Origin of the sequence: Pseudomonas ovata (assembly GCF_003131185.1) — a bacterium.
Classification (GTDB): Bacteria; Pseudomonadota; Gammaproteobacteria; order Pseudomonadales; family Pseudomonadaceae; genus Aquipseudomonas; species Aquipseudomonas ovata.
On sequence record NZ_QFFU01000001.1, the window covers coordinates 226,247 to 238,915 of the forward strand.

Annotated in this window: 12 protein-coding genes; 8 read left to right on the forward strand and 4 right to left on the reverse strand. The window is 60.8% G+C overall.

The genetic code is table 11. From position 1 onward, the window contains the following. Window positions 1–39: 39 nt before the first annotated feature. The gene (locus DGA31_RS01015) at window positions 40–2,514 is read left to right on the forward strand and encodes a ligase-associated DNA damage response DEXH box helicase (protein ID WP_109511263.1); all 2,475 of its coding nucleotides are present in this window, start codon (window positions 40–42) and stop codon (window positions 2,512–2,514) included. Then, on the forward strand, window positions 2,511–3,170 hold the full coding sequence (pdeM, locus tag DGA31_RS01020) for a ligase-associated DNA damage response endonuclease PdeM (protein ID WP_109511264.1): 660 nt from the start codon (window positions 2,511–2,513) through the stop codon (window positions 3,168–3,170). The genes DGA31_RS01015 and pdeM overlap by 4 nt, the downstream gene beginning before the upstream one ends. Before the next feature lie 13 nt (window positions 3,171–3,183). Here pdeM and DGA31_RS01025 read toward each other — a convergent pair whose 3' ends face one another. Both DGA31_RS01025 and dcd read right to left on the reverse strand, forming a co-directional pair. Beyond that, window positions 3,184–3,387: a hypothetical protein gene (locus tag DGA31_RS01025; RefSeq protein ID WP_056834700.1), complete on the reverse strand. Its 204-nt coding sequence runs from the start codon at window positions 3,385–3,387 to the stop codon at window positions 3,184–3,186. Between the two features lie 119 nt (window positions 3,388–3,506). Continuing rightward, window positions 3,507–4,073, reverse strand: coding sequence for a dCTP deaminase (gene dcd, locus DGA31_RS01030; protein ID WP_109511265.1), 567 nt, complete (start codon window positions 4,071–4,073; stop codon window positions 3,507–3,509). A 302-nt stretch (window positions 4,074–4,375) separates the two neighbouring features. On the opposite strand from dcd, the gene DGA31_RS01035 reads away from it, so the two are divergent. Then, window positions 4,376–4,585 (forward strand): cold-shock protein, encoded by a 210-nt coding sequence (locus tag DGA31_RS01035; protein WP_056834696.1) that lies wholly within the window; start codon window positions 4,376–4,378, stop codon window positions 4,583–4,585. Window positions 4,586–4,696: 111 nt separating this feature from the next. Here DGA31_RS01035 and apbC read toward each other — a convergent pair whose 3' ends face one another. Further along, window positions 4,697–5,791 (reverse strand): iron-sulfur cluster carrier protein ApbC, encoded by a 1,095-nt coding sequence (gene apbC / locus DGA31_RS01040; protein WP_109511266.1) that lies wholly within the window; start codon window positions 5,789–5,791, stop codon window positions 4,697–4,699. Window positions 5,792–5,966: 175 nt separating this feature from the next. On the opposite strand from apbC, the gene metG reads away from it, so the two are divergent. The 4 genes from metG to DGA31_RS01060 all read left to right on the forward strand — a co-directional run bounded on the left by metG (window position 5,967) and on the right by DGA31_RS01060 (window position 10,082). Continuing rightward, complete coding sequence (metG, locus tag DGA31_RS01045) at window positions 5,967–8,009, forward strand: methionine--tRNA ligase (protein ID WP_056834691.1); 2,043 nt, start codon at window positions 5,967–5,969, stop codon at window positions 8,007–8,009. 89 nt (window positions 8,010–8,098) lie between these two features. Continuing rightward, a complete protein-coding gene (rsxB, locus tag DGA31_RS01050; protein WP_056834690.1) occupies window positions 8,099–9,118 on the forward strand; it encodes an electron transport complex subunit RsxB in 1,020 nt (339 codons plus the stop codon). Between the two features lie 38 nt (window positions 9,119–9,156). Beyond that, window positions 9,157–9,795: an endonuclease III gene (gene nth, locus DGA31_RS01055; protein ID WP_056834688.1), complete on the forward strand. Its 639-nt coding sequence runs from the start codon at window positions 9,157–9,159 to the stop codon at window positions 9,793–9,795. Between the two features lie 107 nt (window positions 9,796–9,902). After that, window positions 9,903–10,082 carry a PA3496 family putative envelope integrity protein gene (locus DGA31_RS01060; protein WP_056834687.1) on the forward strand — a complete coding sequence of 60 codons (180 nt, stop codon included), beginning with the start codon at window positions 9,903–9,905 and terminating at the stop codon, window positions 10,080–10,082. A gap of 17 nt (window positions 10,083–10,099) precedes the next feature. Here the strand turns inward: DGA31_RS01060 and DGA31_RS01065 are convergent, their stop codons facing one another. Then, window positions 10,100–10,726, reverse strand: coding sequence for a response regulator transcription factor (locus tag DGA31_RS01065; RefSeq protein ID WP_056834685.1), 627 nt, complete (start codon window positions 10,724–10,726; stop codon window positions 10,100–10,102). Window positions 10,727–11,863: 1,137 nt separating this feature from the next. Between DGA31_RS01065 and DGA31_RS01070 the strand changes: the two genes are divergently transcribed. Beyond that, on the forward strand, window positions 11,864–12,463 hold the full coding sequence (locus DGA31_RS01070; RefSeq protein WP_241509504.1) for a helix-turn-helix domain-containing protein: 600 nt from the start codon (window positions 11,864–11,866) through the stop codon (window positions 12,461–12,463). Window positions 12,464–12,669 lie beyond the last annotated feature (206 nt).

Consider the following 12,669-nt stretch of genomic DNA (forward strand, 5'->3'; position numbering starts at 1 on the left):
GGTCCGTATCCTGACCCCTTCAGGAACCTGCCACCGCGCATGAGCAAACAGCCCGACATTGCAACGTCATGGTTCGCCTCTCTGGGCTGGACACCGTTCCCGTTCCAGAAGCAGGTGTGGTCAGCGGTCAAGCGTGGCGAGTCGGGGCTGCTGCATGCCAGCACCGGCTCGGGCAAGACCTATGCCGTGTGGCTGGCGGCCCTCAATGCGTTTGTCCGTACCCCGAAAACGCCGCCCAAAGGCAAGGACAAGAGCGCACCGCTGACGCTGATCTGGATCACGCCCATGCGCGCCCTGGCAGCCGACACCCAGCGCTCGTTACTGGCGCCGCTGGCCGATCAAGCGATTGCCTGGTCAGTGGGCCTGCGCACCGGCGACACCTCCAGCAGCGAGCGTGCGCGCCAGGGCCGGCGCCTGCCCACGACCCTGGTCACCACCCCTGAAAGCCTGACCCTGTTGCTGGCTCGCGCCGATGCCCAGGCCGCCATGGGCAACCTGCAGATGGTGGTGGTCGATGAGTGGCATGAACTGATCGGCAACAAGCGCGGCGTACAACTGCAATTGGCACTGGCCCGATTGCGGCGCTGGCATCCGCACCTGATCGTGTGGGGCATCTCGGCCACCCTGGGCAACCAGGAACACGCCCGCCAGGTGCTGCTGGGCGATGCCGGCATCACGGTGCAAGGCAAGGTCATCAAGGACTTGCAGGTCGACACCCTGCTGCCAGCGACGCTGGAGCGCTTTCCGTGGTCCGGACACATGGGCCTGAGCATGCTCAAGCAGGTGGTGGCCGAAGTCGACGGCAGCCGCAGCTGTTTGCTGTTCACCAATACCCGGGCGCAATCGGAGCTGTGGTACCAGGCTCTGCTCGGCGCCCGGCCGGACTGGGCCGGGTTGATTGCCCTGCACCACGGCTCGCTGTCACGCGAGGTGCGTGACTGGGTGGAGCGCGCCTTGAAGGACGGCCAGCTCAAGGCAGTGGTGTGCACCTCCAGCCTGGACCTGGGCGTGGATTTTCTGCCGGTCGAACGGGTGTTGCAGATTGGCTCGCCCAAGGGCATTGCCCGGCTGATGCAACGTGCGGGACGCTCCGGCCATGCGCCGGGACGCACTTCGCGGGTAACGCTGGTGCCGACCCACAGCCTGGAGCTGGTCGAGGCCGCCGCTGCGCAGGTGGCCGTGGCGGCGCGCATGATCGAACCGCGTCACTCGCCGTACCAGCCGCTGGATGTACTGGTGCAGCATCTGGTGAGCATGGCACTGGGCGGCGGCTTCATCCCCGATGAGCTGTTGGCCGAAGTACGCGGTGCCTGGGCCTACCGCGACCTGGACGAGTCGCAGTGGCAATGGGCGCTGGCCTTTGTGCGCAGCGGCGGTCACTCGCTGACCGCCTACCCCGACTATCGCCGCGTCGAGCCCGACGAGCAGGGCGTCTGGCGGGTGCCGGATGCACGTGTGGCGCGGCGGCATCGCATGAGCATCGGCACCATCGTCAGCGACGCCAGTATTACCGTGAAGTACTGGAAAAAGGGCGGCGGCTCGCTGGGCAGCGTCGAAGAAGGTTTTATCGCGCGCCTGCGCCCTGGCGACAACTTTCTGTTTGGCGGGCGCCTGCTGGAACTGGTGCGGGTCGAGGACATGACCGCCTACGTCAAGCGCGCCACTGGCAAGAAAGCCGCCGTGCCACGCTGGAATGGCGGACGTTTGCCGCTCTCTGACGAGTTGGCGGAGGCGGTGGTGGCGCAATTCGATGCCGCTGCGCACGGCGTGTTCGCAAGCCCCGCCATGCAGGCGGTCAGGCCCTTGCTGGAGGTGCAACAGCAGTGGTCGGCGCTGCCACAACGCGACCGGCTGCTGGCGGAAACCCTCAAGTCACGCGAAGGCTGGCACCTGTTTCTCTATCCGTTTGCCGGACGCCATGTGCACCTGGGGCTGGCCAGCCTTCTGGCCTGGCGCCTGAGCCGGCAACAGCCACTGACGTTCTCCATGGCCGTCAACGATTACGGCCTGGAGCTGCTCAGCAGCACCGAGCTGGACTGGCACGACCTGCTCCACTGTGGCGACCTGTTCAGTGACGAGCACCTGGCCGAAGACATCCTGGCCAGCCTCAATGCCGGCGAACTGGCGCAGCGGCGCTTTCGCGAAATCGCCCGGATCGGCGGGCTGGTGTTTGCCGGCTACCCCGGTGCCGGGAAAAGCCTGCGCCAACTGCAAGCCTCAAGCGGCCTGTTCTTCGAAGTGTTCAAGCAGTACGATCCCGAGAACCGGCTGCTCTGCCAGGCCCATGACGAAGTGTTGAGCCTGGAGCTGGATTACCAGCGCCTGCAGACGACCTTGCAACGCCTGGCCGGCCTGCCGTTGGACCTGCACGCGCTCAAGCGTGCCACGCCGCTGGCGTTTCCGCTGCTGGTCGAACGCCTGCGCGAGAGCATGAGCAGTGAAAAACTGGCTGACCGGATAGCACGCATGGTGCGTGACCTCGAAAAGGCCGCCGGACCGGAAGCTGGCGCATGAGTCCTGAACTGACGGTGCAACTGGCTGGCGATACGCTATGGCTGCTGGCCGACAAGGCGGTCTACCACCCCGCCGAACAGGCCCTGTTGATTGCCGATGCGCATTTTGGCAAGGCGGCCGCTTATCGTCGGCTGGGCCAACCGGTGCCGCATGGCACCACGCAGGTGAACCTTGAGCGCATCGACCGGCTGCTGGCGCGCTACCCTACGCAACGGCTGATCTTCCTGGGCGACTTTCTGCATGCGCCGCAATCGCATGCGCCTGCCACCCTGGCGGCATTGGCCGGGTGGCGCACACGGCATGCATCGCTTGAAGTCGTACTGATTCGCGGCAACCACGACACCCGCGCCGGTGACCCGCCGGGTAACCTGAATATCGAGGTGGTGGATGCGCCGTTGCTGCTGGGGCCTTTTGCCTTGCAGCACGAACCGGACCCGCACCCGACCCACCATGTGCTGGCCGGCCATGTGCACCCGGTGTTCACCCTGCATGGACGCGGACGCCAAAGCCTGCGCCTGCCCTGCTTCGTGCTGGACGAAGCGGTGAGCCTGCTACCGGCGTTCGGCGAGTTTACCGGGGGCTACAAGATTCAGGCCCGACCGCGCCGCCGCCTGTATGTGACAGGCGACGGTGCGGTCTGGGCCTTGAATGGGTAATGCGCAGCTTATATCAGGCTACGGGCGCTGGCGGCGGCTCGTCGGGTACTGTAGGCACGCCGGGTTCGCTGGGCTGGGGCGTATCCGGGTCAGGCTGGCCGGGAATGCCACCGCCGACCATGTTCAATTGCTGGTCTGCCATCAGCGACCAGGCCAGCAGGCCGATCTCGTTGAGCGGTGCGGCTTGCTGTCCGGCGTGTTTGGAATCGATCTTCATGGGGCACTCCTGAACGTTGGTCACCCACGTCGCTTGTGAGGAAGAACAGTCAACCAATAGAGTGCCAAACGGGCGATAAATTCAATCGCCCCTGCATGAAATAGATTTCAGGTTGCCCTTCAGGCACGTGGCAAGGTGACGCCACGCTGGCCTTGGTATTTACCGCCACGGTCCTTGTACGACACTTCACACTCCTCGTCGGATTCGAGAAACAGCATCTGCGCCACGCCTTCGTTGGCGTAGATCTTGGCCGGCAATGTGGTGGTGTTGGAAAACTCCAGGGTCACATGGCCTTCCCACTCCGGTTCCAGCGGCGTGACATTGACGATGATGCCGCAGCGCGCGTAGGTGCTCTTGCCCAGGCAGATGGTCAGCACGTTGCGCGGAATGCGGAAATACTCGACGGTGCGGGCCAGGGCAAAGGAGTTGGGAGGAATGATGCAGACGTCGCTCTTGACGTCGACAAAGCTGTTGGCATCGAAATTCTTCGGGTCGACGGTGGCCGAGTTGATGTTGGTGAAGATCTTGAATTCATCGGCGCAGCGCACATCGTAGCCATAGCTCGACACACCGTAGGAGATCAGGCGCTCGGCGCCTTCGCCGCGCACCTGGCGCTCGACGAAGGGTTCGATCATGCCGTGCTCTTGCGCCATGCGGCGAATCCACTTGTCCGATTTGATGCTCATGGCGGTGTCCTGAAATAGCGAGGTAAAAAAGATACGCACATCTTACCGGGCCGGGGCCTCTCCTACAAAGGCAACGCCTTCGTGAGCCACTGTCAGACAAGGTAATGCAAATAATCCTCACCTGCCCATTGGCACTTCAGGGAAAAACGGTTAAGGTGGCGTCACTGTGTTGCTTGTGTCACTGAGAATCTCTACAAGATGTTGAATCCGATCACCATCACCATGAATTTCCAGCTCTTTGCACTCAGTCTCGGTCGGGGTGTTTCCTGATCCGCAGTTAACTTTGTCCAAGGAGATGCATCATGTCCAATCGCCAAACCGGTACCGTCAAGTGGTTCAACGATGAAAAAGGCTTCGGCTTCATCACCCCACAATCTGGCGAAGATCTGTTCGTGCACTTCAAAGCCATCCAGATCGACGGCTTCAAAACCCTGAAAGAAGGCCAGCAAGTTTCTTTCGTCGCTACCCGCGGCCAGAAAGGCATGCAGGCTGAAGAAGTGCAAATCGCTTGATTTTGCGCTAATTCGCTTCGAAAAACCCCGCTCTTGAGCGGGGTTTTTTATTGCCTGTAGAAAAGTGCCTTATTTGCAGGCGCCACAAGAAGAGCGCCTGCAAAGGCTGGATCAGTCGTCGCTGACCGAAATGGTTGGCATGGCCGGGCTGGCCGCGGCCTGCAACACGATGCGCGCGCCCACCTGGCGGGCCAGCTCCTGATACACCATGGCAATCTGGCTTTGCGGCTCGGCGATGACCGTGGGCTTGCCGCCGTCGGCCTGCTCGCGAATCAGCATCGACAGCGGCAACGAAGCCAGCAGCTCGACGTCGTACTGGCTGGCCAGTTTCTCGCCCCCCCCCTCACCGAACAGATGCTCGGCATGCCCGCAGTTGGAGCAGATGTGCACGGCCATGTTTTCCACCACGCCCAGCACCGGAATGTTCACCTTGCGGAACATCTCAACGCCCTTTCTGGCATCCAGCAAGGCCAGGTCCTGCGGGGTGGTGACGATGACCGAACCGGCTACCGGTACTTTCTGCGCCAGGGTCAACTGGATGTCACCCGTGCCCGGCGGCATGTCGATGACCAGGTAATCCAGGTCGTTCCAGGCGGTCTGGGTCACCAGTTGCAGCAAGGCACCGGACACCATCGGGCCGCGCCAGACCATTGGTGTGTTGTCATCGGTCAGAAAGGCCATCGACATCACCTCGACTCCGTGCGCCTCGATCGGCACGAACCACTTCTGGTCCTTGATCCTCGGCCGGGTGCCCTCGGCAATGCCGAACATGATGCCCTGGCTCGGACCATAGATGTCGGCATCGAGAATACCGACCCGGGCACCTTCGCGGGCCAGGGCCAGGGCCAGGTTGGCGGCGGTGGTCGATTTGCCGACACCGCCCTTGCCGGAGGCCACAGCGATGATGTTCTTGACATTGGCCAGCCCCGGAATCTGACTTTGCGCCTTGTGCGGCTGGATCCGGCTGGTGACCTGCACCCGGGCGGCCGTCACGCCCTCCAGGCCTTCGATGGCGGTCTGCAGCACCTGGGCCCAGCCCTTGCTGAACAGGTCGGCGGCATACCCCAGTTCGATCTGCACGCTGACGCTGCCGGCCTCGATATCGATGGCCTGCACGCAACCGGCGCTGACCGGGTCCTGGTTGAGATAAGGGTCGGTGTACTGGCGAAGAATGGTCTCCACCGCTGCGCGGCTCACTGCGCTCATGAACGGGCTCCAAATAGAAACTGAGTAAAACAGGCGGCTATCCTACCCCTTATGGCAGGCCGCGCCATGCTTTCACTGCAAATCCCGGCACCTTGTCGGGTGCGCGCGGGGTGAAAAAAAATCCCCACACCTTTATAGTGGCCGGTCTTCGTTTGACTTCAAGTAGCCGAGCCCCATGTCCGAGCCACGCAAGATTCTCGTTACCAGCGCCCTGCCCTATGCCAATGGATCCATTCACCTGGGTCACATGCTCGAGTACATCCAGACCGACATGTGGGTGCGTTACCAGAAGCACCGCGGCAACCAGTGCACCTATGTCTGTGCGGACGACGCCCACGGCTCGGCCATCATGCTGCGCGCCGAAAAGGAAGGCATCACCCCGGAACAACTGATCGACAACGTCAAGGCCGAGCACAGCGCCGACTTTGCCGACTTCCTGGTGGACTTCGACAATTTCCACTCGACGCACTGCGATGAAAACCGCGAGCTGTCGAGCCTGATCTATAAGCGCCTGCGCGATGCCGGTCATATCGCCACCCGTTCGGTGACCCAGTATTTCGACCCGGACAAGAAAATGTTCCTGGCCGACCGCTTCATCAAGGGCACCTGCCCGAAATGCAGCGCCGAGGACCAGTACGGCGACAACTGCGAAAAGTGCGGCGCCACCTACGCGCCCACCGAACTCAAGGACCCGAAATCGGCGATTTCCGGGGCCACGCCCGTGCTCAAGGACTCCAAGCATTTCTTTTTCGACCTGCCAGCCTTCCAGGACATGCTTCAGCAGTGGACCCGCAGCGGCACCCTGCAGGAAGCGGTGGCCAACAAGCTGGCCGAATGGCTCGACAGCGGCCTGCAGCAGTGGGATATCTCGCGCGATGCGCCGTATTTCGGCTTCGAGATCCCGGACGAGCCCGGCAAATACTTCTACGTATGGCTGGACGCACCGATTGGCTACATGGCCAGCTTCAAGAACCTCTGCGCCCGTCGCCCGGAGCTGGACTTCGATGCCTACTGGAACAAGGATTCCAGTACCGAGTTGTATCACTTCATCGGCAAGGACATCGTCAACTTCCACGCCCTGTTCTGGCCGGCCATGCTTGAAGGCGCGGGCCTGCGCAAGCCGACCGCGATCAACGTGCACGGCTACCTGACCGTCAACGGCCAGAAGATGTCCAAGTCGCGCGGCACCTTCATCAAGGCGCGCACCTACCTGGACCACCTGTCGCCGGAATACCTGCGCTACTACTATGCGTCCAAGCTGGGCCGCGGCGTCGACGACCTCGACCTGAACCTCGAAGACTTCGTGCAGAAGGTCAACTCCGACCTGATCGGCAAGCTGGTGAACATCGCCAGCCGCTGCGCCGGCTTCATTCACAAGGGCAATGCCGGGGTACTGGTGCAGGCCAATGCCGCACCGGAACTGACCGACGCCTTCCAGAACGCAGCACCGAGCATCGCCGAAGCCTATGAGGCCCGCGACTTCTCCCGTGCCATGCGTGAAATCATGGGCCTGGCCGACCGCGCCAACGCCTTTATCGCTGAAAAAGCGCCGTGGGCACTGGCCAAGCAGGAAGGCAAACAGGATGAAGTCCAGGCCGTCTGCGCGCTGGGCATCAACCTGTTCCGCCAACTGGTGATTTTCCTCAAGCCGGTGCTGCCGAACCTGGCGGCCGACGCCGAACAGTTCCTCAATGTCGCGCCGTTGACCTGGAACGATCACCAGACCCTGCTGGGTAACCATCAGCTCAATCCGTTCTCGGCCCTGATGACCCGCATCGACCCGGCCCGGATCGAGGCTATGGTAGCGGCGTCCAGGGAAGACCTGGCTGCCAGCGCCACCCAGGACGCCCCCAAGGGCAATGGCGAACTGGAAAAGGACCCGCTGTCGCCGGAAATCGAGTTCGACGCCTTTGCCGCCGTCGACCTGCGCGTAGCGCTGATCGTCAAGGCCGAGCACGTCGAGGGCGCCGACAAGCTGCTGCGCCTGACGCTGGATATCGGCGACCAACAGCGTAATGTGTTCTCGGGCATCAAGAGCGCGTACCCGGACCCGAGCCAGCTCGAAGGCCGGCTGACCATGATGATCGCCAACCTGAAGGCGCGCAAAATGCGCTTTGGTGTATCCGAAGGAATGGTCATGGCCGCCGGCCCCGGCGGTGAAGAAATCTACCTGCTCAGCCCCGACAGTGGCGCCAAGCCAGGTCAACGCATCAAGTAACAACGCATAAAAGGTCCGATAACTGCCCTTGGCGATTATCGGGCCTTTTCTGTGCCCCGCCAGGCCGCTGCGGCCTGTGGATACCCGCCATGAACCTGATTCAACGCATCGACGCCTTGTTGCCACAGACCCAGTGCGGCAAATGCGGCCATCCCGGCTGCATGCCTTATGCCGAAGGCATCGCCAGGGGCGAGGCCATCAATAAATGCCCGCCAGGCGGCGAGGAAACCCTGGACGCCCTTGCCCGGCTGCTGCAGGTCCAGGCGCCTCCCCTGGACACTGCGCGAGGTGCAGCGCCTGCCCAAGTGGCCTTTATTCGTGAAGCCGAATGCATCGGCTGCACCAAGTGCATCCAGGCCTGTCCGGTCGATGCCATCGTCGGCGCCGCCAAATTGATGCACACCGTGCTGGTGGATGAATGCACCGGTTGCGACCTGTGCGTAGCGCCCTGCCCGGTCGATTGCATCGACATGCTGCCCCTGCCTGCGACCCGTGTCGCCATGGTGGGCGACGCACGGCCGGATACCGCTCGGCACCTGGCACGCACCGGCAAGCGCGACCTTGCCAGGCAGCGCTATCAGCGCCGCAACGAGCGCTTGCAGCGCGAGCGCGAGCAGCGCCTGGCACGCACGCCACGCCCGCCTGTTGCAGCAACTGCACAGCCGGTGCAGGCATCGCCCATGCCCGGGCTCGCCACGCCAGGGAAACCGCGCCCGGAACCTGAAGATCAGGCGCTCAAACAGGCCAGGATCGCCCTGAACATGTGCCAGGCGCAGTTGAACAAATCGCTTAGGGCCTTCGGTCATCCTCCTGTCCGGGAACAGGCCATGCGCCTGCTGCAGCTGCAGCAGCAGGTCGATGCCGCCGAACAGGTGCTGCAAGGCCTGGCGCCGACGCAGCAGGCCCTGTCCGACACGCCGGCACAACCCCAACCGAAGGCCTCGATAGCGGCGCTCAAGCGTGCCAAGATCCAGCTGGCCATGGCCCGTGCCAGCCTTAACAAGGCACAGGTCGCAGGTGCCCCGGCGGATCAGTTGAGCACGCTGCACGCTCAGGTACAGGAAGCCGAACAGGCCTTGCACGCCGCCGAACACCCCAGCTCGCCATGAGGGCCCATCCGAAGGCCCGATGAGGATCAAGACCGACCATGAACGCCGCCAAACGCCAGGAGATCTTTCGCAGGCTCCACGAAGACAATCCGGACCCGAAAACCGAACTGGCCTACACCACGCCGTTCGAATTGCTGGTCGCCGTCACCCTGTCCGCCCAGGCCACCGATGTCAGCGTCAACAAGGCCACCGCCCGCCTGTTTCCGGTGGCCAATACACCTGAAGCCATCTATGCCCTGGGCGTGGAAGGGTTGTCCGGCTACATCAAGACCATCGGTTTGTACAACAGTAAGGCCCGCAATGTCATCGAGACCTGCCGACTGCTTATCGAGCGGCACAACAGCGAAGTGCCCCAGACCCGCGAAGCCCTCGAAGCGCTGCCCGGCGTAGGACGCAAGACCGCCAACGTGGTGCTCAATACGGCGTTTCGACAGGTTGCCATGGCCGTGGATACGCATATTTTTCGCGTCAGCAACCGCACCGGTCTGGCGCCGGGCAAGAATGTGGTCGAGGTGGAAAAGCAACTGATGAAGTTCGTGCCCAGAAACTACCTGCTCGATGCCCACCACTGGTTGATCCTGCACGGGCGCTACGTCTGCCAGGCGCGCAAGCCGCGTTGCGGCAGCTGCCGTATCGAAGACCTGTGCGACTACAAGGAAAAGACGAGCGACGATTGAGTAATAGAGTCATCCAGGCCCGGGCGATTGAAAAAATCTTTTTTACCCGCCAGGGGATTGGCGCTATAAGGGGCGCCAATGACAGCCCAAGCCTGGAGTCAAATTGCATGAGTACCGGCAAAGAGCAACTGGACGTTGAAGATGACTTTGTGATGGATGCGGACGACAGCGACCCTCCTCCTGTCGAGCCCGCCAAGACCAATCTGAGCAAACGCCGCACCATTGACAACATGCTTGAAGAACGGCGCCTGCAAAGGGAGCTGGCTGACTACGACTTCGATATCTGAAAACCCTCCCGCCTTTTTCAGACCAGGCCGTTGCGCTGCGCCAGCTCGATAAGGTCGACCAGCGAATGGGCGTTGAGCTTGAGCAGCAGGCGTGTCTTGTAGGTGCTGACGGTCTTGTTGCTCAGGAACATGCTGTCGGCTATTTCCTTGTTGGTCTTGCCTCGGGCAAGTTGCTGCAACACCATCATTTCCCGCCCCGACAGACGATCGACCATGTCGGCCTCACTGGCATTGCCCATGCTCGAGCGCACCGTGTGCAAAGCCTGGTTGGGGAAGTAGCTGTATCCCGACAGGACTGCCTTGATCGCGCTCAGTAACTCCGTGAGATCCTGCTGCTTGCACACATACCCTGACGCGCCTGCCTGCATGCACCGCATGGAGAAATGCCCGGGCGCCTGGGAGGTAAGGATCAGCACCTTGAACGGCAGGGACATGGCCGAAAGCCGGGCAATCACTTCCAGGCCATCAAGCTTGGGAATGCCGATATCAAGGATCACGATATCGGGCAAGTGCTCACGCGCCAGTTGCAGTGCGTCCACGCCATTGTCTGTCTCCGCGATGACTTCGTAACCATGGCGCTCCATCAGCATGCGTACGGCAAGGCGAATGACAGGATGATCATCCACGATCAGCACTTTATTCATGGGCAGTCCAATTTTTGCTATTCGAATTTTCAGAGTCAGCACAATAGCCTAGTCGTTTAGTGCTTTGCATGGCGCGCCCCCCTTAAGACCGACAGCCAAAGACCATTCCCACACTTAGAGGAGAACTTTCCTACAAATCTCGCCATAACTGACGAGCCATCGATGATCGTCACAAGTTATCCCTTCAAAATCCGGTGGAGTGATTGTTTTCCGGAACGCCGTGGTAGAGCCGCCTGCTTCATCCGGGGCACGCCTTGCTGCGCGAACATGCGCTAAAGCCCGACTTCAGACGAGGCCGTCATGAACATGAATATTTCATGACATTCCTGTTGTTACTGACCGGACAGGCGGCAACGAGTGAGTTCTCCTTTAGCAAAGTGCCACTCCTGTAAACCCCGGGAATGCGCCCTGCCGCTATGACCCATGCACGTCGCTCACACTCTGGCTGCCCGGCTCGACACTGACAGATGGCACATTCGCGCCCGGGTATTTCCCGGCAGGCAAATACCCTCATGCCAGCCCACGCAAGGCCAAGTGCCAGCGCGCCGTTTAAAACTACACGCAAGCTGACACTCTTTTCGTACATATATCTACTTCAGGAGTCAGACCACAAAATGTTCAGAAATACCTTACAGGCTTCAGGTCGGACGAGTCGACATATCGTCCAGCAACCGGCAACCTGCGGATATGTCTGACAGACATGACAGGCTCATCCGACGAGAAGCTAATACCATCTCCGACGCCGAATCCAGCCCCAATAGGCGAAAGAGGAAAGGGACTACATGAGTAACAGACGTTGCAATGAAACATGTAAGACACTTACCACACGAATAAGTGCTTTTATGTAGCCCTTTAATTTTTACTTGCAAAACCTATTACCAGTCGTTACTTTTTTAACAACGTCCCTTTACCAAACACCGATAAAACCTGTTTGCGCACGCCGCACAACCGGGCGCGGCCCGCCATTGATAATGGTGCCCTGACAACTGTGTTTCTTAATGGACTCTTCGGAGTCGAACGGACCCGATCAACATAAACATGGCCAATCAACTATATCCCTCTTGGTCACGGCCTCGACGGCCTGACGGTTCTTTTTGAATGGCCGTGTGTATAACCCTGTTCAAAAAGGAATAGATCATGAATAACAAACCCTCACTCTCGACGCTCGACCCCGCCACTGCGCTGGACCTGAAGGCGGCCGTCGAAGACTTTGTTGCCCAGGGCGGCGTCATTGCCGTCATTGCCGATGGCACTTCCTCATCCCGCCCGGCCCCGACACCCGAACCCCAACAAAAAAACCGCGAACCGGAACTTGAACAGCAGGCCAAACTTGAATTGCTCAAGGGGCTGGTCGACAAAGGCGCCGGGGTATCGTCGCTGCAATACTCACTGCGCATGAACAAGAAGGAGATTCGTCAGCTGGCCCTGGCGCATGGCATCAAGATCACCTTCAGCCGCCCCGTCAGGGAAGGACGCTGCACCGCCCGGCACGAGGCGCTCGACGTCGACGACGTGCTGGCCGGCCATGCCATGCATTACTCGACACTGGGGTACACCGTACCCGAAATTGCGCAGGTCCTGGGCCTGAGCATTCGTCAGGTATGGAACATCGGCAAGGCCTATCGGTTCGAGTTCAAGCAATACAAGCCGGACGATAGCCTTTGTGAACCCGAGCCTGACACTCTGATCCCGGCATGCTCAGCAGCCCCTCACGAGCAGGACAATGACCTTAGTTAATGTAGGAATCATCTACACAACACATTGAATTGACCTGTTTGAGAAGTAAGCTCTTTAAGAAAGTCATTATTGGATAATGGGTTACACACGACGCCGTGCGTGTTGCCAGCATCCGGCAGCCCGAGGTTTTCACGCACGGGCAGGACTAAACTATTGCAAACACACCCGCGAGAGGACACATGAATACTTGCGCACCGCATCGATTC

Excerpts from the sequence above, each read along its gene's own strand:
- DGA31_RS01025 (WP_056834700.1), bottom strand. The coding sequence starts at position 3,387 with ATGAAGATCGATTCCAAACACGCCGGACAGCAAGCCGCACCGCTCAAC.
- DGA31_RS01065 (WP_056834685.1), bottom strand. The coding sequence starts at position 10,726 with ATGAATAAAGTGCTGATCGTGGATGATCATCCTGTCATTCGCCTTGCC.
- apbC (WP_109511266.1), bottom strand. The coding sequence starts at position 5,791 with ATGAGCGCAGTGAGCCGCGCAGCGGTGGAGACCATTCTTCGCCAGTAC.
- DGA31_RS01060 (WP_056834687.1), top strand. The coding sequence starts at position 9,903 with ATGAGTACCGGCAAAGAGCAACTGGACGTTGAAGATGACTTTGTGATG.
- nth (WP_056834688.1), top strand. The coding sequence starts at position 9,157 with ATGAACGCCGCCAAACGCCAGGAGATCTTTCGCAGGCTCCACGAAGAC.
- DGA31_RS01070 (WP_241509504.1), top strand. The coding sequence starts at position 11,864 with ATGAATAACAAACCCTCACTCTCGACGCTCGACCCCGCCACTGCGCTG.
- DGA31_RS01015 (WP_109511263.1), top strand. The coding sequence starts at position 40 with ATGAGCAAACAGCCCGACATTGCAACGTCATGGTTCGCCTCTCTGGGC.
- dcd (WP_109511265.1), bottom strand. The coding sequence starts at position 4,073 with ATGAGCATCAAATCGGACAAGTGGATTCGCCGCATGGCGCAAGAGCAC.
- rsxB (WP_056834690.1), top strand. The coding sequence starts at position 8,099 with ATGAACCTGATTCAACGCATCGACGCCTTGTTGCCACAGACCCAGTGC.
- DGA31_RS01035 (WP_056834696.1), top strand. The coding sequence starts at position 4,376 with ATGTCCAATCGCCAAACCGGTACCGTCAAGTGGTTCAACGATGAAAAA.
- metG (WP_056834691.1), top strand. The coding sequence starts at position 5,967 with ATGTCCGAGCCACGCAAGATTCTCGTTACCAGCGCCCTGCCCTATGCC.
- pdeM (WP_109511264.1), top strand. The coding sequence starts at position 2,511 with ATGAGTCCTGAACTGACGGTGCAACTGGCTGGCGATACGCTATGGCTG.